The organism is Aquamicrobium sp., assembly GCF_023954335.1.
Taxonomy (GTDB): domain Bacteria; phylum Pseudomonadota; class Alphaproteobacteria; order Rhizobiales; family Rhizobiaceae; genus Aerobium.
Map to the genome: position 1 here is coordinate 395,816 of NZ_JAMLIE010000003.1, position 23,591 is coordinate 419,406.

The following is a 23,591-nucleotide window of genomic DNA, read 5'->3' on the forward strand; positions in this document are numbered from 1 at the left end:
GCCTAGTTCGTCCCGCCTGCCGCTTCCCCGACCAGCTTGTCGACCGTCTCGGGGTCGGCCGCGACCGGGTTGACGGTGTCGCCGTCCGAGATCAGCTCCTGGCCGGCGACGATGATGCGCACGTCGGCCGGGATGCCGCCGAGCACCAGCCCGCCCTGCATGTCGTCGACGAGGTCGATGGGGTAGAACACCACCTTATTCTCGGCGTCGACGGCGCGGATGCCGAGATCGCCGTCATTGCTCAGCGTCACCACCGAACGCGGCAGCACCGTCGCCTCCACCGGCTCGGCGAGCAGCGTCACCTCGGCCGTCATGCCCGACGGGATGCGCCCGTCGGCGTTGGGCACTGCGACCTCGACGCGGAAGGTGCGCGTCGCCGGCGTCGCGTCGCGGCTGATGTAGCGGATGGTGCCTTCGGCCTCCTCGCCGCTGACGAGGCGCACGCGCGCCTTGTCGCCCGGCTTGACGTGGCCAAGGTCGCGCTCGGAGACCTCGCCGCGGGCGAGGATCGGATCGAGCGACAGGATGGTGGCGACGGGCGCGCCCGTGCTGAGCGAGCCGCCGAGCTCGGCGTCGACCTTGTCGATCGTGCCGTCGAAGGGCGCGCGCACGATGTTGCGGTCGAGGTCGGCCACGGCGGCGTCGAACTGGGCGCGGGCGGCGGCGAGCGCCGACAGCACGCCGTCGAGCTGGAGCTTGGGCAGGCTGCCGCGCTCGGCGAGCCGGCGGGCGGCCGTCGCCTCGGCCTCGCGCTGGGCCAGCAGCGTGCGCGCGGTCTCCACCGCCGCCTCCTTGCCCTCGTCCTGCAGCTTGGCGATCAGGTCGCCGCGCTTGACCGCATCGCCCTGCTCGAACGGCAGCTCCTCGACGACGCCGGCCGCGCGCGTCGCCAGCACGGCGCGCTTGTCGGCGTCAGTCGAGCCGGAAAGCCGGATCGCCCGCGAATGCCGGATGCGCGGCGGGTTGACCACGCCGACGGTGCGCAGCGGCGCTGCCGGCTGCTCGGCCCGATCGGCCGGCTGCTGCGGCGCGGCCTCGTCGGCGGCGCTGCCGACCGAGGAGAACTCGCCCGTCGCGACCCACGCGCCGGTGGCGATCAGAACGGCGATCGCCGCAACCTTGTGAAGCTTGATCTTCGGCATGTTCGATATCCAGTGAGCCGCCCATGCCGAAAGCTCCGGCAAACACGGACGATATGGGAACGCGGCGCGTTCTGTTCAATCCGCCGTTCACCCGCCCGCCATTCGCCCGCAGGGTGAGGGTGGCTCCTCCTACATCACTTTTGCGGCGCGATATAGGCGGAAAAGCCGGCCCCGCCGTCCGGCCGCGCGCTCTATCCTCGCGGGCGAGGCCGCGCGGCGAGGAACTCGCGCACCCGCCGCCCCGGCTTTTTCCGCGCCTCGGCGGCAAGGCCCGGCGCGAGCTCGTGCGAGATGTCGAGCGTGGCATGGCTGCCGACCGCCTCGAAATGCTCGGCCAGCCAGTCCTCGGCCGCCGAGCGGCCGAGGTCGCGCAGATATTCGAGGAACGCCCATTCGGCATTGACCTTGGAGGAGGCGGAAAGGTCCTCCAGCGCCTCGTCGGCGTCGATGCGGTGCATGCGGATGTTGCGGTAATGCGCGGCATCGATGCGACCGCTGGCGATCAGCTCGTTGACGAAGGCGATGGCGCGGAACTCGCGCATCAGCCCGGCATTGAAGGTGATCTCGTCGATGCGGTTCTGGATCTCGCGCGCCGAGCGCGGCGCGCCCTCGCGCAGCACCGGGTTGATCTGGACGAGCAGCACGTCCTCGACCGGCGTGGCGTAGAAGAACGGATAGAGCGCGGGATTGCCGCCATAGCCGCCGTCCCAGTAGGGCGTGCCGTCGATCTCGACCGCGTGGAAGAGCTGCGGCAGGCATGCCGAGGCCATCACCACGTCCGCCGTGATCTCCTGCGTCTCGAAGACGCGCAGCTGGCCGGTCTCGACATTGGTGGCCGAGACGAACAGCTTCGTCAAGGTGCAGGCGCGCACCCGCTCGAAGTCGATCTCGGCCTCCACCACCTCGCGCAGCGGATTGTGGTTCAAGGGGTTGGTCGCGTAGGGCGACAGAACCCGCGACAGGGCATCGAACCACAGATAGCCCGGCGTGTTCTCGACCGACCAGTTGCCCCAGACGACGTCCCACGGCGTGCGCTGCACCGGGCTGAACCGACCCTTGCGGGCGACGGCGCGCCAGAAGTCGTGAAGTTTTTCGCGCGCCCCGTCGCGCCCGCCGCGCGAAAAGCCGTCGGCCAGCGCCACCGCGTTCATGGCGCCGGCGCTGGTGCCCGAGATGGCGGCGAAGTCGAGCCGGCCGTCCTCCAGCAGCCGGTCGAGCACGCCCCAGGTGAAGGCGCCGTGCGAGCCGCCGCCCTGGAGCGCGATGTTGACCGGCTTCGTCGCCGCGGTGTCCGCCCCGTTGCCGTTCTGCGCCCTGGCCATCGAGGTCTACTGCGCGGTCCAGCCGCCGTCGACCGAAAGCGTCGTCCCGGTGATCTGGGCGGCATCCTTCGAGGCGAGGAAGGCAGTCGCGGCCGCGATCTCCTCGACGGTGGCGAACTGCTTGGAGGGCTGCTTCTCGAGGATGATCTCGCGGATGACCGTCTCGCGGTCGAGGCCGGTTTCCTTCGCCCGGTCGGCGATCTGCGTCTCGACCAGCGGCGTCAGCACGAAGCCGGGGCACACCGCGTTGCAGGTCACGCCCTTGCCGGCGAGCTCGAGCGCCACGGTCTTGGTCAGGCCGACGACGCCGTGCTTGGCCGAGACATAGGCCGCCTTGTACGGCGAGGCGCGCAGGCCGTGCGCCGAGGCGATGTTGACGATGCGCCCGTAGCCCGCCGCCTTCATGTGCGGCACCGCCGCCGCGATGGTGTGGAAGGCCGACGACAGGTTGATGGCGATGATCGCGTTCCAGCGCTCGACGGGGAAATCCTCCACCGCCGCGACATGCTGGATGCCGGCATTGTTGACGAGGATGTCGAGGCGGCCGAAGCGCACCGCCGCCTGCTCCACGAGGTCGCGGCATTCGTCCGGTTTCGCCATGTCGGCCTTGACGTAGACCGCCTCGACGCCGTGCCGCGAGGCGATGCCGGCGGCGATGGCATGGTCTTCCGTCTTGTCCGAATAGGAATTGACGACGACGTTCGCCCCCTTTGCGGCCAGCTTCTCCGCGATGCCGAGCCCGATGCCGGAGGTGGAGCCGGTGACGATGGCGGTCTGTCCTGTCAGCATTTTGTCGAATTCTCCGCTCTGGTTGCCGCGGCATTTATATTGCGATGCAACATAAATGCCAATCGGGGGTGGTAGTTCCACCATGCCGGCGCGATGCGCCTCCTTCACCCGTCTTTGTCATGCCCCATTTGCCCGATTGTGCTAGAAGGGCGAAAAGCGGTAGATGACCGCATCACACGCAGGCACGACCTTGACCCCGGACCAGCCCTTTCTAGACCGCCCGCTTTCCCGCCACCGCACGGTTGGCGTGTGCGTGGGCGGCGTCATGGTCGGCGGCGACGCGCCCGTCGTCGTCCAGTCGATGACCAACACCGACACGGCGGATGTCGACGCCACCGTGGCGCAGGTCGCCGCGCTCCACCGCGCCGGCTCCGAGATCGTGCGCGTCACCGTCGACCGCGACGAATCAGCCGCCGCCGTGCCCCGCGTCCACGAGCGGCTGCTCAGGCTCGGCATCGACGTGCCGCTGGTCGGCGACTTCCACTATATCGGCCACAAGCTGCTCGCCGACCATCCGGCCTGCGCCGAGGCGCTGGCGAAGTACCGCATCAACCCCGGCAATGTCGGCTTCAAGGAGAAGAAGGACCTCCAGTTCGGCGCCATCGTCGAGACGGCGATCCGCTACGGCAAGCCGGTGCGCATCGGCGTCAACTGGGGCTCGCTCGACCAGGAGCTGCTGACGCGGCTGATGGACGAGAACCAGTCCGCCGGCTCGCCGCTGACCGCGCGCGAGGTGACGCGCGAGGCCATCGTCCAGTCGGCGCTGATCTCGGCCGCCATGGCCGAGGAGATCGGCCTGCCGCGCGACAAGATCATCCTTTCGGCCAAGGTCAGCCAGGTCCAGGACCTGATCGCCGTCTATATCGAGCTGGCCAAGCGCTCCGACCATGCGCTGCATCTCGGCCTCACCGAGGCCGGCATGGGCTCGAAGGGCATCGTCGCCTCGTCGGCGGCGATGGGCATCCTGCTCCAGCAGGGCATCGGCGACACGATCCGCATCTCGCTGACCCCGGAGCCCGGCGGCGACCGCACCCGCGAGGTGCAGGTGGCGCAGGAGCTGCTCCAGACCATGGGCTTCCGCCAGTTCCTGCCGGTGGTGGCGGCCTGCCCCGGCTGCGGCCGCACCACCTCGACCGTGTTCCAGGAGCTCGCCGCCAACATCGAGGAAGACCTTCGCCGCAACATGCCGGTGTGGCGCGAGAAATATCCCGGCGTCGAGGAGCTGAAGGTCGCGGTGATGGGCTGCATCGTCAACGGGCCGGGCGAATCCAAGCACGCCGACATCGGCATCTCGCTGCCCGGCACCGGCGAGACGCCGGCCGCCCCGGTGTTCATCGACGGCCGCAAGGCCGCGACCCTGCGCGGCCTCGACATCGCCGGCGAGTTCCAGGTGATGCTCGCCGACTATATCGAGCGCCGCTTCGGCGCCGGCGCCAAGCAGGCGGCCGAGTAAGGCTACCCGTTCAGCCCTGAACTGATTGAAGGAACGGCGCGCCGGGCCACCCGGTCGCCGCCTTTGTCGGTCGTCTGCGTATCGCGTCCTGTCCGCTCCGGCGGAGCGTGATCTTCGAGCGCCCGCGCCGCCCCTCATCCGCCCTTCGGGCACCTTCTCCCCGTGAACGGGGAGAAGGATTGCCGGCCGCAATCCTCGCAGTTTCTCCTGCCACGCATGCTATTGGCGAAAGCAAGAACGGCAGCTCTCTTCTCCCCGTTCACGGGGAGAAGGTGGCGGCAGCCGGATGAGGGGCAGCGCCAGGCGGTGCCGATGATGCACATAAGGCGCGCACGCGATAGCTGATCGCGGCAATCCCTTTTTTCCAATTCTCCGCCCCCGAGAACGCGCCGGATCGCAGCGCACGCGACCGCGCCGCGCCAACGGCCGGCATTTGCGGCCGCGCGTTAACCTATTCTTAAGGAACCGTTATCTCGCGAGAAAAAGCACAGATATAAATTTTATGAGTACGAGAGGGATAAATTTTGATTAAAATTAAATCCATCCAGTTCATCCGCGCGGTCGCCGCACTCGCTGTTCTTGCCTTTCACATCGTCGGCGCGCCGTTCGTCGTCGGCGCGGCCGGCGTTGATCTTTTCTTTGTCATATCCGGCTTTATCATGGGGACGTTCGGCAACGACGTGCCGCCGCAGCGTTTCCTCTATCACCGTATCGTGCGCATCGTGCCGCTCTATTGGGCCGTCACGTTGCTGATGTGCGTCGGGGCGATGGCGGGCGTGTTCTCGTCCTTCAGCTTCACGCCCGAGCAATTGTGGATGTCGCTGCTGTTCATCCCCTATTTCAACGAGGCGGGCGAGGTCGCGCCGCTCGTCGTCGTCGGCTGGACGCTGAACATGGAGATGTTCTTCTACGCCGTCTTCGCCCTCGGGCTGGCGCTGCGCGCGCCCGTCGCCGTCACCGCGGTCGTCCTCGGCGCGATGACGCTCGCCGGCCTCGTCCTCGACCTGCGCACACCGGTCGCGCAGAGTTGGATGTCGCCGCTGCTGCTCGAGTTCCTCGCCGGCCTCCTCCTTGCGCGGATGGTGCTGCCGCGCCGTGAATACGCCGTGCCCCTCATCGTCCTCTCCCTCACCGGCTTCGCGCTCGCGGCTGCCGGCGGCGGCGATCCCGCCGGCCTGTGGCGGGTGCTGATATGGGGCGTCCCGTCCTTCCTGGTCGTCGCAGGGTGCCTCACCCTCGAGAAGGCCGGCGCGTGGCCGCAGCGGCTGCTGGCGCCGGTCGAGAAGATCGGCGACGCCTCATACGCGCTCTATCTGCTGCACGGCCTCGTCATCTCGGTGATCTACCGGCTGATCGAGCCCGGGCTCGCCGCCTCGACGGCGATCGTCGTGCTGTCGCTCGCTGTCGCCTTCGCGGCGCATGTCACGGTCGAGAAGCCGGCGACGCAGTTCCTGCGCCGCTTCGGCGGCCGCGCGGTCCGCTATCCCGCCGCGCCTGCCCGGGGCATGAACCCGGCCAAGACCAACGGATAGTGCGGCGGGGCGGCATTCGCCGCCGCGCCCGCTGGCCCCAGGGGGTGGGGGAGGCCTCACGCGATCAGCGCCGGTCTCGCCTTGCCCGCGGTCCAGGCATCGACCTTGGCCGCCAGCTTGTTGGGCGAGATCGGCTTGGGCAGGTAGTCGTCCATGCCCGCCTCGAGGCATTTCTCGCGGTCGCCCTTCAGCGCGTGGGCGGTGACGCCGATGATAGGCGTGTGCCGGCCGGTGCCCTCTTCCTCGCGCCGGATCGTCCGCGTCGCCTCGTAGCCGTTCATCTCCGGCATCGACACGTCCATCAGGATCAGCCGCGGCCTGTGGGCGCGGTAGAGCTCGGTGGCGATGCGCCCGTTCGAGGCGATGCGGTAGTTGAGGCCGAGCCCGTCGAGAATCTGGCTGAACACGAGCTGGTTGACCTCGTTGTCCTCGGCGACCAGCACGTCGAGCGGCTGGCCGCGCGAGGCGGGAGCGGCAGCGACCGGCGCCGGGGCCGGCCTCGCCGCCGGCCGGAGCGGCGTGGGCTCGGCGTGCGGCACGGCGCGTGCGCCCTGCATCAGCATGACCAGCGTTTCCAACAGCACGGACGAGCGGGCGGGCTTGTTCAGATGGGCGCTGACGCCCGTTTCCGCGCCGACCTGGCCGGTCACGGCATGGTCCACCGACGTCAGCAGCAGGACGGGTATGTGCCGCGTCGCCGGGTTGGCGGCGATGCGCCGGGCGACCTCGAGGCCGTTGATGCCGGGCATCTGGTAATCGAGGATGATGCAGTCGACGCTCGCCTTCAGCTCGGCCGCGCGGTCGAGGAAGGCAAGGCCCACCTCGCCGTTATCCGCCGCCGCGCAGTCGAAGTGCCAGCTGCGCAGCTGCTCGGTGAGGATGTTGCGGTTGACCGCATTGTCGTCGATGACGAGGACGCGCGCGCCCGAGACGTCGACGGGAACGGGCTTGGCCGGCTCGGTGTCCTCGTGAACGGCGAGCGGCACCGAGAACCAGAACGTCGAGCCCTTGCCGAGCGCGCTGTCGACGCCCATCGTTCCGCCCATCAGCGACACCAGCCGCGAGGCGATGGCGAGCCCGAGGCCCGTGCCTTCGTGACGGCGGGTCGACGACGAATCGACCTGGCTGAACTTCTCGAACACCCTGTCCAGCATCGCCTCGGGAATGCCGATGCCGGTGTCTTCCACCTTGACGGTGACATGCGCCGCGCCGTCCTCGACATGGCCGCCGACATTGACCAGCACGTGGCCGCGCTCGGTGAACTTGACACCGTTGCCGACGAGGTTGGTGACGATCTGGCGGATGCGGCCGACATCGCCGACGACGCAGGCCGGCAGCTCGGGATCGACGCGCACGATCAGTTCGAGGTCCTTCTCGACCGCGCGCGAGGAGACCAGCGTCGCCACGTCCTCGATCGCCTCGCCGAGACGGAACGGCGCCGGATCGAGGCTGAGCTGCCCGGCGTCGATCTTGGAGAAGTCGAGGATGTCGTTGATGATGGTGAGCAGCGCGGTGCCCGATTTCAGGATCACGTCGGCGAAGGTGCGCTGGCGCGTGTCGAGGTCGGTACGCACCAGAAGCTCGGCCATGCCGAGGACGCCGTTCATCGGCGTCCTGATCTCGTGGCTCATATTGGCGAGGAATTCCGACTTCGCCCGGTCGGCGGATTCGGCCTTCACGCGCGCCGCCTCCATCGAGGCGTTGGCGGCCTTCAGATCGTCCTGCGCCACGGCGATCTTGCGCATCATCGGCAGGAAGATCGACAGCGTCGTCCCGACGCCGATCAGGAAGATGGCGACCGCGACGGCGACGAGGACGCCGCGCAGCCGGTCGTAGCTGCGGATCATGTCGTCGCGCAAGCCGGCGGCCGTCGCGTCGAGATTGGGGCGGACCCGCTCGTTGGCGAGGTCGTTGAGGCCGGCGAACACCCGCTGCGCCACTTTCGAGGAGTGGTCGTGGAAGAGGTCGAGCCGGTTGGCCAGCGTCACCACCTCCTGGATGTCGCGCTTGAGGGCGCCGCTGCCCGCCTCGCCGCGCCACAGCCGCACCAGCGGCTCGGGAACGCGCATGCCGGAGATCGCGCCGAGCAGCGAGGAAAGCGCGTCGTCGCCCTCGCCGACGGCCTGCTCCGAAGCGTCCCCGCCGGTGATGCGCTGGCTCTCCCCGGTCTGGACGTCGCCGTCGGCGGCGACGCCGAAGGCACGGTAGGATCGCTCCAGCCGCTCGATCGCGGCGCGCAGCCTCTCCCTCGCCTCGGCGGTGGCCGCCGGCATGTCCTCGGGCGCGGGGTCGGCCGATTGCTGGATCGGGGGGGCGGCATGGTCGCCGCCGCGCAGCGCCGCCTTGGCCTTCTCGCGGACGATCTCGCCCTTCAGGCGTATCTGGTCGAGGGTGAGCGCATGGTAGATGACGTCGCCCGTCGCCTGGCTCATCGCGTCGAGAACCGCGCCGAACGCGGCGTTGTTGCGCGCCTGGCTGGCCTGCCAGCTGATGAAGCCCGCGCCGACGGTGACGGCCAGCAGGAAGCCGCTCATGATGAAAAGGAGACGGCCGCGCATATAGGCACGGGTTACGGTGAAAGACATTGCCCCACTCTCACGCAATACTTCGATGAAAAATGAAGCAATCCGATTAAGGCGCTCTTAATGACGTCGGCCGGACGATCAAGGCGTCGGTAGCCGGCACCCACGCCGAAACGACATGCACGGCGAGGAGCTTGGCGATGGGCCGAGCGAGGGACTGGTGAAACCCGCCTTCAGATCCGGCGTGCGGCGAGCCAGCAGGCCGACGCGGAAACGACATGCACGGCGACGAGGATCAGGCTGTCGCTCGCGTTCTCATGAACACGGGCGACATGGAAACCGGCCGCGACCAGCGCCACGCCGAGCGGCAGCCATAGCGGCGCCGCGCCGCGCCGCCATGTGGCAAGGGCCGCCGCCGCACCGACCGCGGCGGCTTGTATGCCGCCGACGAGATAGGCGATCGGAAATAACAGGATCGATGCGTAGAGCATGGTGAGGCCGAGACCCGGCTGCGAGAACGCCATGGCAATCGTGATCAGGATGCCGAAGGTGAGCGCACCGAACAGCGGGCCGGCGAAAAGATAGATCAGGAAGACGGCGAGGGCGCGCGACAGGCGCGGCGGCATGACGGCGCCAAACCCGGCCGGCGGGGCTTCACCCCTTGCCCATCTTGTCGAGCCGCCGCTGCATCGCCGCGATCTGCTCCTTGAGGTCCTGGAGGTCGTCGTCCCGCTCCTCGGGCGCATCCTCCTCGCTGGCGCCGGCGGCCGGGGCCTCTCCGGCCGGCGGGAAGGGCGTGAACATGCGCATCGCGTTCTGGAACAGCTCGATGTTGCGCTTGGTCTGCTCCTCGAGCGCCTTCATCGGCGTCGCCATCTTCATCACGTCCATCGGCGACTTGCCGATGCCGCCCATGGCGTTCTTCATCTGCTCGCGGAAGCGCTCCTGCTCCTTGGCGAAGGCGATCATCGACTGCTCGAGATAGCTCGGCACCACCATCTGCATCTGGTCGCCGTAGAAGGAGATGAGCTGGCGCAGGAACGGGATGGGCAGCATGTTCTGCCCCTCGCGGTTCTCCAGCTCGAAGATGATCTGGGTCAGGACCGGGTGGGTGATGTCCTCGCCGCTCTTGGCGTCCTGGACGGTGAAGTCCTCGCCCTTGCGGACCATCTCGGCAAGATCTTCCAAGGTGACGTATGTGCTCGTCCCGGTATTGTAGAGGCGGCGATTGGCATATTTCTTGATAATCACCGGATCGTCTTTCGTGGACATCCATCACCTCCTGGACTGCGGGCATCAAACGTAAGCAGGTCCTGACCTTGGGCCTCCCCGGACCAAATGGCAGGATATGCTCAAACCGGCAGGAATTGAAAGCGCTTTGTGCGCCGCCGCACTTATGCTGCAACTGCTATTTTCCGGTTTGACTTGGGCCGGGGAAACGGCAAGATCGGAGTCACCAGAACGGAACCCGTCAATTCAGGATCGCGAGGGAAAGTCCATGTCCGCTTCCGCCATCGTCGTCGCCAGCGCGACGCGCACGCCCGTCGGCTCGTTCAACGGCGCGTTCGCCGACACGCCCGCCCATGTGCTGGGCGCGGTCGCCATCAGGGAGGCGCTGGCCCGCGCCGGCGTCGACGGCGCCGAGGTGGACGAGGTGGTGATGGGCCAGATCCTCTCCGCCGGCCAGGGCCAGAACCCGGCCCGCCAGGCCGCCCGCGGCGCCGGCATCCCCGACGAGAAGACCGCCTGGGGCCTGAACCAGCTCTGCGGCTCGGGCCTGCGTGCCGTCGCCATCGGCATGCAGCAGATCCAGACCGGCGACGCAAAGATCATCGTCGCCGGCGGGCAGGAATCGATGTCGCTCGCCCCCCATGTCGCGCATCTGCGCGGCGGCGTGAAGATGGGCGACTTCAAGATGATCGATTCGATGATCAAGGACGGGCTGACCGACGCCTTCTACGGCTACCACATGGGCAACACGGCCGAGAACGTCGCCCGCCAGTGGCAGCTGACCCGCGAGGAGCAGGACGCCTTCGCCGTCGCCTCGCAGAACAAGGCCGAGGCCGCGCAGAAGGCCGGCCGCTTCAGGGACGAGATCGTCCCCGTCACGCTGAAGACCCGCAAGGGCGACGTCGTGGTCGAGAACGACGAGTACATCCGCCACGGCGCGACGCTGGAGGGGATGCAGAAGCTGCGCCCCGCCTTCGACAAGGAAGGCACGGTGACGGCCGGCAACGCCTCCGGCATCAATGACGGCGCGGCCGCCGTGGTGCTGATGAGCGAGGAGGAGGCCGCGCGGCGCGGCATCGAGCCGCTGGCGCGCATCGTCTCCTGGGCCACCGCCGGCGTCGACCCGCAGATCATGGGCACCGGGCCGATTCCCGCCTCGCGCAAGGCGCTGGAGAAGGCCGGCTGGAAGGTCGACGACCTCGACCTCGTCGAGGCCAACGAAGCGTTCGCCGCCCAGGCGCTCGCCGTCAACAAGGACATGGGCTGGAACCCGGACATCGTCAACGTCAATGGCGGCGCCATTGCCATCGGCCACCCGATCGGCGCCTCCGGCGCGCGCATCTTCAACACGCTGCTGTTCGAGATGAAGCGCCGCGGCGCCAAGCGGGGCCTCGGCACGCTGTGCATCGGCGGCGGCATGGGCGTGGCGATGTGCGTGGAAAGATAGTGAGTAGGGAATAGCCAATAGGGAGTAGCGAATAGGGGGAAGAAGGGCGCAGGCGCGGCGGGACTGAAGAATCCGTACTCGCTATTCGCTACTCCCTATTCGCTCCTCTCCGACCAACGGGAGGAGGACCCCACATGACCAGAACAGCACTCGTGACCGGCGGCTCGCGCGGCATCGGCGCGGCGATCTCGGTGGCGCTGAAGAACGCCGGCTACAAGGTGGCCGCCAACTATGCCGGCAATGACGAGGCCGCGGCGAAGTTCCGCGACGAGACCGGCATCGCGGTCTACAAATGGTCGGTCGCCGACTACGATTCCTGCGCGGCCGGGATCGCCAAGGTCGAGGCCGATCTCGGCCCGGTCGACATCCTGGTCAACAATGCCGGCATCACCCGCGACTCCATGTTCCACAAGATGACGCCGCAGCAGTGGCGCGAGGTGATCGACACCAACCTTTCGGGCGTCTTCAACATGACGCATCCGCTGTGGAACGGCATGCGCGAGCGCAAGTTCGGCCGCATCATCACCATCTCCTCGATCAACGGCCAGAAGGGGCAGGCGGGCCAGGCCAACTATTCGGCCGCCAAGGCCGGCGATCTCGGCTTCACCAAGGCGCTGGCGCAGGAGGGCGCGCGCGCCGGCATCACCGTCAACGCCATCTGCCCCGGCTATATCGGCACCGACATGGTCAAGGCCATCGACGAGAAGGTGCTGGCCGAGCGCATCATCCCGCAGATCCCGGTCGGCCGCCTCGGCGAGCCGGAGGAGATCGCCCGCATCGTCGTCTTCCTCGCGGCCGACGACGCCGGCTTCATCACCGGCTCGACCATCTCGGCCAATGGCGGCCAGTTCTTCGTCTGACGGCGCGAACCCGGCGCAAACAGAAACGGCCCCGCGAGGGGCCGTTTCCTTTTGAGATCGCGCGCGGGGCTTACTCGTCGTCGAGCAGCGCCTTGTAGACGACACCGGCGATCGCCGCGCCGATCAGGGGCGCGACCCAGAACAGCCAGAGCTGCGCCAGCGCCGGGCCTTCCGCGAACAGGGCGACGCCCGTCGAGCGCGCCGGGTTGACGGAGGTGTTCGTCACCGGGATCGAGATCAGGTGGATCAGCGTCAGCGCGAGGCCGATGGCGATGGGCGCGAAGCCGGCCGGCACCCGGCCGCTGGTCGCGCCGAGGATGACGATCAGGAAGAAGAAGGTCAGCAGCACCTCGATCACCAGCGCCGAGGTCAGCGAATAGCCGCCGGGCGAGGCCTCGCCATAGCCGTTCGAGGCGAAGCCGCCCACCGAGGTGAAGTCCGACTTGCCGGAAACGACGAGGTAGAGCGCGAGCGCGGCGACGACCGCGCCGACGAGCTGGGCGACGATGTAAGGCACGAGATCCTTGCCGTCGAACTTGCCCGCGGCGAGCAGGCCGACCGTGACGGCCGGATTGAAGTGGCCGCCGGAAATGCCGCCCACGGCATAGGCCATGGTCAGCACGGTGAGACCGAAAGCGAGCGCCACGCCGGCGAAGCCGATGCCGAGCTCAGGATAGGCGGCGGCAAGCACCGCCGAGCCGCAGCCGCCGAAGACGAGCCAGAACGTTCCGAGGAACTCGGCCAGAAGACGCTTTGTCATGCTGATTCTCCGTGAAGATAGACGGGCGAAACGAGCATGAGCATGAGTCGCATCCTTCGGCAACTGGCAGGCGATTAGCCGCCTTCCCACCCTGCAATCGGGGCCAAAGGTTAACGGCACGCCGGAAAGCCCTGTGCGAATCAGCCGGGAAAGCTTGTGGACTTGTTGTGGAGAAGCTGTGGGAACCACTACATCTTGTGGAGAACGAAACGGGAAACGGTGCCGGTCAGTGATTCGTCGCCGATTCGTTCCGCCTTTGGTCGGGAAGTTAACGCCGGAGGCCCCCGGCCCAGCGAAACCTTAACCGACGGTAAAGAAAACCATAACGAATTCCTAAGCTTGCCGCCCGCTTCGCACGACGCCGCGGCCGCCTCCGGAAGGCTTGGGGGGCAAAGGTTAACGACTCGGCGGTCGAGGACGGAACGGGAGGAAACGGCGATTCAGCATCTGGTCCGACTCTGCCCCGTAACCGCTACATATAGCGGTGAACAGAGAAGGAACATCGGCGAGTCAGTGATTCGTCGCTGATTCGTTCCAGACTCGTTCCGAGTGTTAATGCGGTGTCCCGGCGGCACGGAAAAAATCTCCCTGACGCCACCCCTGACACCACCTTTGTCGGGCGCCATCTTCCGCCCGGTTGCCGCCCATGCTAACCCGCTTGGCGGAAAATGCCTCAGCCGCGCCGCGCGCATCCCACGCGCACCACAGGGTCGCCCCCGCACGATGACCACCCCGACAAGACCCGATGCGCCGCCATCCCGGCCCCTTGGCCAGTCGTCTGTCCAGCCGCTCATCCTGTCCGGGCGCGACGTGACGGCGGTGCTCGGCCCCACCAACACCGGCAAGACCCATCTCGCCATCGAGCGGCTGGTGGCGCATGAGAGCGGCGTCATCGGCCTGCCGCTCAGGCTGCTGGCGCGCGAGGTCTATGCCCGCGTCTGCGCCCGGGTCGGGGCCGACAAGGTCGCGCTCGTCACCGGCGAGGAGAAGATCCAGCCTGCGGGCGCGCGCTATTTCGTCTGCACGGTCGAGGCGATGCCGCGCGAGACCGACGCCGCCTTCGTCGCCATCGACGAGGTGCAGCTCGCCGCCGATCTCGAGCGCGGCCACATCTTCACCGACCGCATCCTCAACCTGCGCGGCCGGCAGGAGACGCTGCTGCTCGGCGCGGCGACCATGCGCGGCATCCTGGAAAAGCTGCTGCGCGGCGTTTCCGTCGTCACCCGGCCGCGCATGTCGCATCTGGCCTATGCCGGCTCGAAGAAGCTGACGCGGCTGCCGCGCCGCTCGGCCGTCGTCGCCTTCTCGGCCGACGAGGTCTACGGCATCGCCGAGCTGATCCGCCGCCAGCGCGGCGGCGCGGCCGTGGTGCTGGGCGGCCTTTCGCCCCGCACCCGCAACGCCCAGGTCGAGCTCTACCAGTCGGGCGACGTCGACTACCTCGTCGCCACCGACGCCATCGGCATGGGCCTGAACCTCGACGTCGACCATGTCGCCTTCGCCCAGAACCGCAAGTTCGACGGCTTCCAGTATCGCGAGCTGACCGCGGCCGAGCTCGGCCAGATCGCAGGCCGCGCCGGCCGCCACATGCGCGACGGCACCTTCGGCGTCACCGGCCAGGTCGACCCGTTCCCCGACGAGCTGGTCGAGAGGATCGAGAGCCACGATTTCGAGCCGGTCAAGGTGCTGCAATGGCGCACGGCCGCCTTCGACTTCTCCAGCCTCGACGCGCTGCGCCGCTCCATCGACCGCGTCCCGGCCGTCGAGGGGCTGACGCGCGCCCTGCCGGCGGTGGACGCGCGCGCGCTCGACTATCTCGCCCGCGACGACGAGATCGTGCGGCTGGCCGACCGGCCGCGCCGGGTCGAGCTCCTGTGGGAAGCCTGCGCCCTGCCCGACTATCGCCGCATCGCCCCGGCCCAGCACGGCGACATCATCGGCTCGATCTATCTCGACCTCGCCCGTAAGGGCCATGTCGATGAGGACTACATGGCCGAGCAGGTGCGCCGCGCCGACACGACCGAGGGCGACATCGACACGCTGTCGGCGCGGATCGCCCAGATCCGCACCTGGACTTTCGTGTCGCACCGGCCCGGATGGCTGGCCGATCCGGCACACTGGCAGGAAAAAACGCGCGAGATAGAGGACAGACTGTCGGATGCCCTGCACGAGCGATTGACGAAACGCTTCGTAGACCGCAGGACTTCCGTGCTCATGAGGCGCCTGAGAGAGAACGCGATGCTTGAGGCAGAAATAGATCCGGCCGGCGACGTCACCGTCGAGGGCCACCATGTCGGCTCCCTCCAGGGCTTCCGCTTCACCGCCGACCAGTCGGCCGGCGGCGAGGACGCCAAGGCGGTCAAGGCGGCGGCGCAGAAGGCGCTGGCCGCCGAGTTCGAGGCGCGCGCCGAGCGCTTCGCCAATTCCGCCAACGGCGATTTCGCGCTGGCCTCCGACGGCCTCCTGCGCTGGATCGGCGCGCCGGTGGCAACGCTGACGGCGAGCGAAGACCCGCTTTCCCCGCGCGTCATCCTGCTCGCCGACGAGCAGCTCACCGGCCCGGCCCGCGACAAGGTCGCCGCGCGCGCCGAACGCTTCGTGCGCTACCAGATCGAGACGCTGCTGAAGCCGCTCGTCGACCTGAAGGCCGCCGACCAGCTTTCCGGCCTCGCCCGCGGCATCGCCTTCCAGCTCGTCGAGAATTTCGGCCTCATCAACCGCCGCGACGTTGCCGACGACGTCAAGGCGCTCGACCAGGAGGCGCGGGCGGCGCTGCGCCGGCTCGGCGTTCGCTTCGGCGCGTTCCACGTCTTCACGCCGGCGCTGCTGAAGCCCGGCCCGGCCGGGCTGGTGACGCTCCTGTGGTCGCTCGCCCATGACGGCAAGGACAAGCCCGGCTTCGGCGACGTGGTCAACGCCCTCGCCTCGGGCCGCACCTCGCTGGTGGTCGATCCCGGCTTCGAGCCGGCCTTCTACCGGCTCGCCGGCTATCGCATGCTCGGCCGCCGGGCCGTGCGCGTCGACATCCTCGAGCGCCTCGCCGACCTGATCCGCCCGGCGCTGTCGTGGCGGGCCGGCACCGGCGCGCGCCCGGACGGCGCTTATGACGGCGCGGCCTTCCTCGTCACCCCGGCGATGATGTCGATCCTCGGCGCCACCGCCGAGGACATGGAGGAAATCCTGAAGAGCCTCGGCTACCGCGCGGAGGCCAAGCCCGCGGCCGAGGTCCAGACCCGCCTCGGCGCCCTCGACGCGGCCGAAGCCGCACGGGTGGAAGCCGCCGCGGCCGCGAAGGCGGCCGCCGCGGAAGCCCCGCCCGCCGCCGGAGAGAGCGCGGCCGAGAGCGAAGCCCCCGCCCGCGACGGGGACGAGACCGTCGGGCAGGACACTGCCGTGGAAGCGGCGGAAGCTGCGCCCGCAGGCGAAGAGGCCGTGCAGGCGGCCGATGAGACGCCCGAACCCGCTGCATCCGACGTATCGGCCCCGGATGAGGCAGCGCCGGCTGCTGTGGAGACGGCGGAAGCGACCGCCGCCGACGCCACAGGCGAAGAAGAAGCGGCGCAGGCTGCCGGCGAGGCAACCGGCCCCGCTGCGGCCGACGCTCCGGCTCCGGACGAAGCCGCGCCCGCTGCCGCTGAGGGAGCGGAAGCCGCCCCGACGCAGGCAGAAGCCGCATCCGGCGTCCCCGCGGGAACCGACGCCGCCGCCGAGACGCCGGCCGAGGAGGCGAAACCCGTCCTCCTGTGGCGGCCGGGCCGCAGCGAGGGCCGGCCGCGCCATGGGCAGGGCCGCAGGCCGCAGCATGGCGGCGGCAGGCAGGAAGGCCGCGAGGCCGGCGCGGGCGACGGGCAGGGCCGCAAGCGCTTCGAGCGCCGCTTTGCCGGCAAGGGCGAAGGCAGGGGAGAGGGCAAAGCCGAGGGCAGGGAAAGTCGCGCGGAGCGCGACGGCCAGCAGCGCAAGGGATCGCACAACGGCCCGAACAAGGGACCGCACCGGGGCAAGCCCCCGCATCGCGGCCCCGGCCATGGTGGTCCCGACGGGCAGGGCCGGAACGAGCGGCAGGGTGAGCCGCGCCGCCCGCGCGAGGATCGGCCGGCGCGGATCGACCCGGATTCGCCCTTCGCCAAGCTGGCCGCGCTGCGCGAGAAGCTGAAGGGCAAATAGGCGAAGGCCCGAATTGGGAGACCCATGACCGGCGAGGAACGCCAGCGCATCGACAAATGGCTCGTCTACGCGCGGGTCGTGAAGTCGCGTTCGCTGGCCGCCGCGCTGGTCGGGGCCGGCCATGTCCGCGTCAACCGCGACAAGATCGCCGATCCCGCGCGCACGGTGAAGCCCGGCGACGTGCTGACCATCGCGCTCGACCGCAGGGTGCTCGTCTGGCGGGTCCTGGCGCTGGCCGGGCGGCGCGGCCCCGCCGAGGAGGCGCGCACGCTCTACGAGGATCTCGGCGCACCGGGCGAGGCCCCCGACGCCGGTGCGGGCGACCGCGACCCGTCGTGAACCCGGCCTGTCCCATATGGGTGGCCTGCATGGCTGCCCTGCATGGATGGCTTGCGCGGATTCGTCACCCTTGCACGCGGCCGGCAAAGGCGTTACCTGACCGCGCGAAATGAAATGCCGGGCAAGCGTATTTCTGGCCGGGCCGGAAGGAAGCCGCGCGATGACCTATGTCGTCACCGACAACTGCATCAAGTGCAAGTACATGGACTGCGTCGAGGTCTGTCCGGTGGACTGCTTCTACGAAGGCGAGAACATGCTCGTCATCCACCCCGACGAGTGCATCGACTGCGGCGTGTGCGAGCCCGAATGTCCGGCCGACGCCATCAAGCCCGACACCGACCCCGGGCTGGAGCGCTGGCTTGAGATCAACGCCGAATACGCCTCGCGCTGGCCCAACATAACCCAGAAGAAGGAGCCGCCCGACGACCGGGAGGAATGGGACGGCGTCGCCGGCAAGTTCGAGAACCACTTCTCGCCCGAGCCGGGCGAGGGAAACTGAAACTTTCGCGGCGCGCGCGCCGCGCCCGACGCCGGCCGAGCCGGCCCGCCGACGCCCTCTCCGGCGGGGCGGCTGTTCGCTGCTGCGGCAAATTGTTGATTCTTTCTACTTTTTGTGGTAGGAAGAAACCACATGCCGATGGCAGGCGTTCGACCAGTTGCACAAGCGTCCTAATCATTGAAAGGCTGACACGTATTCAGGGCCGGTAAAACCGGGCCGGTTCGGCGCGCGTGCGCCTTTTCCGGTTTCGGCGTTCATCGGAAGATACGGGTCGGCTTCACGGACATGTGCACACGGGTCTCCTCTGCCACGGCTGGCCGGGTCTCCGGCCGCTGATGTAACCCCGCGCCGCCACGGCGCGCGGCACAAAAAGGAGTACAGGGCGTATGGCAAACCAGCAGAAGAAGTCGGCGACCAGGCAGGGCTTCAAGACCGGCGAATACGTGGTCTATCCGGCGCACGGCGTCGGCCAGATCGTCGCCATCGAGGAGCAGGAGGTTGCCGGGCACAAGCTGGAACTCTTCGTCATCGACTTCCAGAAGGACAAGATGCGCCTGAAGGTTCCGGTCGCCAAGGCGACCTCGATCGGCATGCGCAAGCTGTCCGAGACCGATTATGTCGACCGCGCGCTGAAGGTCGTGCAGGGCCGCGCCCGCGTCAAGCGCACCATGTGGTCGCGCCGGGCGCAGGAATACGACGCCAAGATCAATTCCGGCGACCTGATCTCGATCTCCGAGGTCGTGCGCGACCTCTACCGCGCCGAGAACCAGCCCGAGCAGTCCTATTCCGAGCGTCAGCTCTACGAGGCCGCGCTCGACCGCATGGCGCGCGAGATCGCCGCCGTCAACAAGATGTCGGACACCGAGGCCGTGCGGCTGATCGAGGCCAATCTGAGCAAGGGCCCGCGCCGCGGCAAGGCCGACAACGAGGAAGCCGAGCAGGAAGAAGCGGCGTAAGCCGCGCTTCGGCAGAGTTTCGGACAGGATCGAACCCGGCCCTCGCGGCCGGGTTCTTCGTTTTCTAAAGCATGTCGCGCCTTATCCGCTCCGATCTTCGGCCGCTGCGCCGCCGATGATACGCATAGGACGCGACATGCTTTAGGCCCACCCGACAGAAAGAAACGCGCTTCGCCGCATCCGCCCTCGCCCGCCGAGGGAACAAATACCCCTTCCGCGCGTATTGCCGCCGTGGGGCGTATCGCCGGGCACCGGCCCGGTGCGCCGGCAGGAGCGGCAGCCATGGACGATCTGGCCAGACGAGGCATGATCCGGCAGGCGATGAGAGCGCCCTATCTCACGCGCGACGAGGAGCTTGCGCTCGCGCTGCGCTGGAAGGAGCGGCGCGATCAGGAGGCGCTGAACCGTATCGCGCTCGCCCATATGCGGCTCGTCGTTGCCATGGCCGGCCGCTTCCGCCATTTCGGCCTGTCGGCGAGCGATCTCATCCAGGAAGGCCATATCGGCCTGCTCGAAGCCGCCGCCCGCTTCGATCCCGACCGCGAGGTGCGGTTCTCGACCTATGCGGCATGGTGGGTGCGCGCCTCGATGCAGGACTTCATCCTGCGCAACTGGTCGATCGTGCGCGGCGGCACGTCCTCAGGCCAGAAGGCGCTGTTCTTCAACCTGCGGCGGCTCAAGGCGCGGCTCGCCCGCGAGCATGGCGACAATGTCCCCCGCCACGAGCTTCATACCGCCATCGCCGAGGCGCTCGGCATCCGCACCAGCGACGTCGCGGCGATGGACGCGCGGCTCTCCGCCGCCGACTGCTCGCTCGACGCGCCGGTCGCCGGCCCCGACGGCGAAAGGCCGGCCCTTTCCGCCACCCTCGTCAGCGACGCGCCGCTGCCCGAGGAGGTCGTCGCCCGCACCATCGACGGCGAGCGCCGCCGGCACTGGCTCGACCGGGCGCTCTCGACCCTGAACCCGCGCGAATTGAAGATCATCCGCGAGCGGCGGCTTTCCGAGGAGGGCGAGACCCTCGAGGCGCTCGGCCGCCGGCTCGGCATCTCCAAGGAGCGGGTGCGCCAGATCGAAAGCCGGGCGATGGAGAAGCTGCGCGCCGCACTGGTGCGCAGCGACCCCGACAGGATGAGCAGCGCCGCCTGATCCGGCAGCCCCTGTCGCCGCGGCCCGCGCCGGTCTATCGTACCCTCCCGCGCGATTTTTCGGGGAAGAAGAGATGGATTTCGACATCGACGAGATCGGCGGCGCCTGCCATTGCCGGGCGGTGCGGTTTCGCGTCCGGCTGAGCGACGGCCTGCACACGGCAAGGCGCTGCACCTGCTCCTATTGCCGGATGCGCGGCGCGGTCGCGGTGTCCGCCCCGCTCGACGGTTTCACCCTCATCGAAGGCGCGGACGCCCTGACGCTCTACCGCTTCAACACCGGCACGGCGCTACATTATTTCTGCTCGCGCTGCGGCATCTACACCCACCACCGCCGCCGCTCGAACCCCAACGAATACGGCATCAACGCCGCCTGCCTCGACGGCGTCAGCCCGTTCGATTTCGCCGAGATCGTGGTCACCGACGGCGTCGTCCACCCGAGCGACGATCCGGCCGGCGGCGGCTCGCGCATCGCCGGCATCCTGCGCTTCGAACGGCGGGACGGGGCAGACAGGGAGTAGATTGCGCACGGCGCGTTGCGCTTTTCGTTGCGGGCGGGCGCAAATCGGACTATATCTGCCGCGATTTTCCCATATCGGTGGCATTGCCCACCGCCCGCGACAGGGACGCGGGCGAACGAGAGGACTTTATCTTATGGCCAACACGCTGCTCATGCCCAAGGCGACCGCCGTCTGGCTGGTCGACAACACCGCGCTTTCCTTCGACCAGATCGCCCATTTCTGCAAGCTGCACCCGCTGGAAGTGAAGGCGATCGCCGACGGCGAGGCGGCGCAGGGCATCAAGGGCCTCGATCCGGTCATCACCGGCCAGCTCTCGCGCGACGAGATCGCCAAAGGCGAGGCCGATCCCGAGCATCGGCTGAAGCTGTCGGAGCCCAAGGTGCGCGTGCCGGAATCGAAGCGCCGCACCCCGCGCTACACGCCGCTGTCGAAGCGCCAGGACCGGCCGAACGCCATCCTGTGGCTGGTCAAGAACCATCCCGAGCTCAAGGACGCGCAGATCTCGCGCCTCGTCGGCACCACCAAGTCGACCATCGAGCAGATCCGCAACCGCACCCACTGGAACGCGGCCAACCTGACGCCGATGGACCCGGTGACGCTGGGCCTGTGCTCGCAGATCGACCTCGACCTCGAGGTGCAGCGCGCCTCGCGCGGCCAGCCGGCCGCCGCGCCCGCCGGCGACACGCTGCTGCCCGCCTCGATGACCGAAAGCCTCGACGTGCGCGAGGACAGGGAGGAGGGCGAGCTCGACGCCGACGCCGTCTTCGCCAAGCTGTCCTCGCTCAAGTCGGCCCCGCGCGACGAGGACGAGGAGGACTGACCCTCCATCTGGCCGAATTACCGGACGATCGGCCGGCGCGGGACCTGTTCCGCGCCGGTTTCGTTTTTTCAGCCGCCGATGCCCTTGCCCTGGAGCGCCGAGCCGATCTCGTCGAGGATCGCCGGGTCGTCGATGGTGGCCGGCATCGACCATGTCTCGCGGTCGGCGATCTTCTGCATCGTGCCGCGCAGGATCTTGCCCGAGCGTGTCTTGGGCAGGCGCTTGACCGTCACCACCGACTTGAAGGCCGCGACCGGCCCGATCTTGTCGCGCACCAGCGCGATCACTTCCTTCTCGATGTCGGCCTGCTCACGCGCGACGCCGGCGTTGAGCACGACGAAGCCGAGCGGGATCTGCCCCTTCATGCCGTCGTGCATGCCGACGACGGCACATTCGGCGACGTCCGGATGCTCGGCCACCACCTCCTCCATCGCCCCGGTCGACAGGCGATGGCCGGCGACGTTGATGATGTCGTCGGTGCGGGCCATGATGAAGAGGTAGTTGTCGTCGTCGATGTAGCCGGCGTCCGCCGTCTTGTAGTAGCCGGGGAACTCGTTGAGATAGGCCGAGCGGAAGCGCTCGTCGGCGTTCCACAGCGTCGGCAGGCAGCCGGGCGGCAGCGGCAGCTTGATGACGACGTTGCCGAGCGTGCCGCGCGGCACCTCGTGGCCGGCATCGTCCAGCACGCGCACGTCGTAGCCCGGCATCGGCACGGCCGGCGAGCCGTACTTGACCGGGAGCTGCCCAAGCCCGACCGGATTCTGGCTGATCGGATAGCCGGTCTCGGTCTGCCACCAGTGGTCGATCACCGGCACGCCGAGCTGGGCCTCGGCCCACTTGATCGTCTCCGGATCGGCGCGCTCGCCGGCGAGGAACAGGGTGCGGAAGCGGGACAAGTCGTATTTGCGGACGAACTCGCCCTTGGGGTCCTGCCCCTTGATGGCGCGGAAGGCGGTCGGCGCGGTGAACAGCGCCGAAACGCCGTGCTCGGCGATCACCCGCCAGAAGGTGCCGGCGTCGGGCGTGCCGACCGGCTTGCCCTCGAAGACGATGGTGGTCGCGCCGTGCAGCAGCGGCGCATAGACGATGTAGGAATGGCCGACCACCCAGCCGACGTCGCTCGCCGCCCAGAACACCTCGCCCGGCTCGATGCCGAACTCGTTCTTCATGGTCCATTTCAGCGCGACCATGTGGCCGCCATTGTCGCGCACCACGCCCTTGGGCTGGCCCGTGGTGCCGGACGTGTAGAGCACGTAGAGCGGGTCGGTGGCAGCGAGCGCAACGCACTCCACCGTCTTGCCGGCCTTCTTGGCGACGGCGACCGCCTCGCCCATGTCGACATCGCGGCCGGGTATAAGATCGCACGGATGCTCGGGCCGCTGGAGGATGACGCAAGCCTCGACCTTGTGCGCGGCCATGTCGATGGCCCCGTCGAGCAACGGCTTGTAAGCGACGACGCGGCCCGGCTCCAGCCCGCACGAGGCGGAAACGATCAGCTTCGGCCTCGCATCGTCGATGCGCGTCGCCAGCTCGCGCGCGGCGAAGCCGCCGAACACCACCGAATGCACCGCGCCGAGGCGCGCGCAGGCCAGCATGGCGAACAGCGCTTCCGGCACCATCGGCATGTAGACGATGACGCGGTCGCCCTGCTCGACGCCCTGCTCGCGCAGCACGGCGGCGAGCGCCACCACCTCGTCCTTCAGCTCGGCATAGGTCCAGCTCCGTTTCCTGCCGGTGATCGGGCTGTCGTAGATCACCGCCGGCTGGTCGGCGCGGCCGCCCGCCACATGGCGGTCGACGGCGTTGAAGCAGGTGTTGCAGATGCCGTCGACGAACCAGCGGCCGTAGACGCCCTGGTCGGCGTCGAAGATCCGCGTCGGTGGGGAGATCCAGTCTATCGCCTTTGCCGCCTCGGCCCAGAACCCTTCGGGGTCCGCCTGCCAGCCAGCGTAAACCTCAGCGTAGCGTGACGCCATCTTTCCCTCCCTTGCTTCGCCGCCGTTCCTCTGCCGGCAGCGATCATTTTCAATCACTACAGCGCGCAGGGTCCGCCCCGCTTTGACAGGAGTCAAGCTTGCTGCTCAAAG

Annotated in this window: 19 protein-coding genes; 11 read left to right on the plus strand and 8 right to left on the minus strand. The window is 68.5% G+C overall.

What is annotated here, in order from left to right; all coding sequences use genetic code 11:
* Positions 1-2: 2 nt before the first annotated feature.
* The 3 genes from M9945_RS19365 to M9945_RS19375 form a co-directional block, all read right to left on the minus strand.
* Complete coding sequence (locus tag M9945_RS19365; RefSeq protein ID WP_367945850.1) at positions 3-1,142, minus strand: efflux RND transporter periplasmic adaptor subunit; 1,140 nt, start codon at positions 1,140-1,142, stop codon at positions 3-5.
* Positions 1,143-1,333: 191 nt separating this feature from the next.
* Entirely contained in the window at positions 1,334-2,464 is a 1,131-nt protein-coding gene (locus M9945_RS19370) for a patatin-like phospholipase family protein (RefSeq protein ID WP_367945851.1), read from the minus strand.
* A 6-nt stretch (positions 2,465-2,470) separates the two neighbouring features.
* Positions 2,471-3,253 (minus strand): 3-hydroxybutyrate dehydrogenase, encoded by a 783-nt coding sequence (locus tag M9945_RS19375; protein ID WP_367945852.1) that lies wholly within the window; start codon positions 3,251-3,253, stop codon positions 2,471-2,473.
* A 163-nt stretch (positions 3,254-3,416) separates the two neighbouring features.
* Between M9945_RS19375 and ispG the strand changes: the two genes are divergently transcribed.
* Together ispG and M9945_RS19385 are read left to right on the plus strand one after the other, a co-directional pair.
* On the plus strand, positions 3,417-4,706 hold the full coding sequence (ispG, locus tag M9945_RS19380) for a flavodoxin-dependent (E)-4-hydroxy-3-methylbut-2-enyl-diphosphate synthase (protein ID WP_367945853.1): 1,290 nt from the start codon (positions 3,417-3,419) through the stop codon (positions 4,704-4,706).
* A 524-nt stretch (positions 4,707-5,230) separates the two neighbouring features.
* Positions 5,231-6,238, plus strand: a complete 1,008-nt coding sequence (locus M9945_RS19385; RefSeq protein WP_367928767.1) for an acyltransferase family protein — start codon at positions 5,231-5,233, stop codon at positions 6,236-6,238.
* A gap of 56 nt (positions 6,239-6,294) precedes the next feature.
* Here M9945_RS19385 and M9945_RS19390 read toward each other — a convergent pair whose 3' ends face one another.
* The 3 genes from M9945_RS19390 to phaR form a co-directional block, all read right to left on the minus strand.
* Entirely contained in the window at positions 6,295-8,823 is a 2,529-nt protein-coding gene (locus M9945_RS19390) for a response regulator (protein ID WP_367945854.1), read from the minus strand.
* Between the two features lie 170 nt (positions 8,824-8,993).
* A complete protein-coding gene (locus tag M9945_RS19395; RefSeq protein ID WP_367945855.1) occupies positions 8,994-9,386 on the minus strand; it encodes a hypothetical protein in 393 nt (130 codons plus the stop codon).
* 28 nt (positions 9,387-9,414) lie between these two features.
* Entirely contained in the window at positions 9,415-10,032 is a 618-nt protein-coding gene (phaR, locus tag M9945_RS19400) for a polyhydroxyalkanoate synthesis repressor PhaR (RefSeq protein WP_367928770.1), read from the minus strand.
* 226 nt (positions 10,033-10,258) lie between these two features.
* On the opposite strand from phaR, the gene M9945_RS19405 reads away from it, so the two are divergent.
* Both M9945_RS19405 and M9945_RS19410 read left to right on the plus strand, forming a co-directional pair.
* The gene (locus M9945_RS19405) at positions 10,259-11,437 is read left to right on the plus strand and encodes an acetyl-CoA C-acetyltransferase (protein WP_367945856.1); all 1,179 of its coding nucleotides are present in this window, start codon (positions 10,259-10,261) and stop codon (positions 11,435-11,437) included.
* A gap of 134 nt (positions 11,438-11,571) precedes the next feature.
* Positions 11,572-12,297 carry a beta-ketoacyl-ACP reductase gene (locus M9945_RS19410; RefSeq protein WP_367945857.1) on the plus strand — a complete coding sequence of 242 codons (726 nt, stop codon included), beginning with the start codon at positions 11,572-11,574 and terminating at the stop codon, positions 12,295-12,297.
* 70 nt (positions 12,298-12,367) lie between these two features.
* On the opposite strand, the gene aqpZ is transcribed toward M9945_RS19410, so the two are convergent.
* Positions 12,368-13,057, minus strand: coding sequence for an aquaporin Z (gene aqpZ, locus M9945_RS19415; RefSeq protein WP_367945858.1), 690 nt, complete (start codon positions 13,055-13,057; stop codon positions 12,368-12,370).
* 723 nt (positions 13,058-13,780) lie between these two features.
* On the opposite strand from aqpZ, the gene M9945_RS19420 reads away from it, so the two are divergent.
* The 7 genes from M9945_RS19420 (at position 13,781) to M9945_RS19450 (ending at position 21,504) form a co-directional block, all read left to right on the plus strand.
* On the plus strand, positions 13,781-17,221 hold the full coding sequence (locus M9945_RS19420) for a helicase-related protein (protein ID WP_367945859.1): 3,441 nt from the start codon (positions 13,781-13,783) through the stop codon (positions 17,219-17,221).
* A gap of 24 nt (positions 17,222-17,245) precedes the next feature.
* Positions 17,246-17,560 carry an RNA-binding S4 domain-containing protein gene (locus M9945_RS19425; protein ID WP_367945860.1) on the plus strand — a complete coding sequence of 105 codons (315 nt, stop codon included), beginning with the start codon at positions 17,246-17,248 and terminating at the stop codon, positions 17,558-17,560.
* A 160-nt stretch (positions 17,561-17,720) separates the two neighbouring features.
* On the plus strand, positions 17,721-18,059 hold the full coding sequence (gene fdxA, locus M9945_RS19430; RefSeq protein WP_367928776.1) for a ferredoxin FdxA: 339 nt from the start codon (positions 17,721-17,723) through the stop codon (positions 18,057-18,059).
* A 386-nt stretch (positions 18,060-18,445) separates the two neighbouring features.
* Positions 18,446-19,015, plus strand: a complete 570-nt coding sequence (locus M9945_RS19435) for a CarD family transcriptional regulator (protein WP_367928777.1) — start codon at positions 18,446-18,448, stop codon at positions 19,013-19,015.
* A 282-nt stretch (positions 19,016-19,297) separates the two neighbouring features.
* A complete protein-coding gene (locus M9945_RS19440; RefSeq protein ID WP_367945861.1) occupies positions 19,298-20,164 on the plus strand; it encodes an RNA polymerase factor sigma-32 in 867 nt (288 codons plus the stop codon).
* A gap of 73 nt (positions 20,165-20,237) precedes the next feature.
* Positions 20,238-20,684 (plus strand): GFA family protein, encoded by a 447-nt coding sequence (locus tag M9945_RS19445; protein WP_367945862.1) that lies wholly within the window; start codon positions 20,238-20,240, stop codon positions 20,682-20,684.
* Positions 20,685-20,817: 133 nt separating this feature from the next.
* Positions 20,818-21,504, plus strand: coding sequence for a DUF1013 domain-containing protein (locus M9945_RS19450; protein WP_367928780.1), 687 nt, complete (start codon positions 20,818-20,820; stop codon positions 21,502-21,504).
* A gap of 68 nt (positions 21,505-21,572) precedes the next feature.
* Here M9945_RS19450 and M9945_RS19455 read toward each other — a convergent pair whose 3' ends face one another.
* Positions 21,573-23,480, minus strand: a complete 1,908-nt coding sequence (locus M9945_RS19455; RefSeq protein ID WP_367945863.1) for a propionyl-CoA synthetase — start codon at positions 23,478-23,480, stop codon at positions 21,573-21,575.
* Positions 23,481-23,591: the final 111 nt, after the last annotated feature.

Excerpts from the sequence above, each read along its gene's own strand:
- M9945_RS19445 (WP_367945862.1), top strand. The coding sequence starts at position 20,238 with ATGGATTTCGACATCGACGAGATCGGCGGCGCCTGCCATTGCCGGGCG.
- ispG (WP_367945853.1), top strand. The coding sequence starts at position 3,417 with ATGACCGCATCACACGCAGGCACGACCTTGACCCCGGACCAGCCCTTT.
- M9945_RS19370 (WP_367945851.1), bottom strand. The coding sequence starts at position 2,464 with ATGGCCAGGGCGCAGAACGGCAACGGGGCGGACACCGCGGCGACGAAG.
- phaR (WP_367928770.1), bottom strand. The coding sequence starts at position 10,032 with ATGTCCACGAAAGACGATCCGGTGATTATCAAGAAATATGCCAATCGC.
- M9945_RS19390 (WP_367945854.1), bottom strand. The coding sequence starts at position 8,823 with ATGTCTTTCACCGTAACCCGTGCCTATATGCGCGGCCGTCTCCTTTTC.
- M9945_RS19365 (WP_367945850.1), bottom strand. The coding sequence starts at position 1,142 with ATGCCGAAGATCAAGCTTCACAAGGTTGCGGCGATCGCCGTTCTGATC.
- M9945_RS19440 (WP_367945861.1), top strand. The coding sequence starts at position 19,298 with ATGGACGATCTGGCCAGACGAGGCATGATCCGGCAGGCGATGAGAGCG.
- M9945_RS19435 (WP_367928777.1), top strand. The coding sequence starts at position 18,446 with ATGGCAAACCAGCAGAAGAAGTCGGCGACCAGGCAGGGCTTCAAGACC.
- M9945_RS19420 (WP_367945859.1), top strand. The coding sequence starts at position 13,781 with ATGACCACCCCGACAAGACCCGATGCGCCGCCATCCCGGCCCCTTGGC.
- M9945_RS19375 (WP_367945852.1), bottom strand. The coding sequence starts at position 3,253 with ATGCTGACAGGACAGACCGCCATCGTCACCGGCTCCACCTCCGGCATC.
- M9945_RS19410 (WP_367945857.1), top strand. The coding sequence starts at position 11,572 with ATGACCAGAACAGCACTCGTGACCGGCGGCTCGCGCGGCATCGGCGCG.
- M9945_RS19455 (WP_367945863.1), bottom strand. The coding sequence starts at position 23,480 with ATGGCGTCACGCTACGCTGAGGTTTACGCTGGCTGGCAGGCGGACCCC.
- M9945_RS19395 (WP_367945855.1), bottom strand. The coding sequence starts at position 9,386 with ATGCCGCCGCGCCTGTCGCGCGCCCTCGCCGTCTTCCTGATCTATCTT.
- M9945_RS19450 (WP_367928780.1), top strand. The coding sequence starts at position 20,818 with ATGGCCAACACGCTGCTCATGCCCAAGGCGACCGCCGTCTGGCTGGTC.
- fdxA (WP_367928776.1), top strand. The coding sequence starts at position 17,721 with ATGACCTATGTCGTCACCGACAACTGCATCAAGTGCAAGTACATGGAC.
- M9945_RS19405 (WP_367945856.1), top strand. The coding sequence starts at position 10,259 with ATGTCCGCTTCCGCCATCGTCGTCGCCAGCGCGACGCGCACGCCCGTC.
- aqpZ (WP_367945858.1), bottom strand. The coding sequence starts at position 13,057 with ATGACAAAGCGTCTTCTGGCCGAGTTCCTCGGAACGTTCTGGCTCGTC.
- M9945_RS19425 (WP_367945860.1), top strand. The coding sequence starts at position 17,246 with ATGACCGGCGAGGAACGCCAGCGCATCGACAAATGGCTCGTCTACGCG.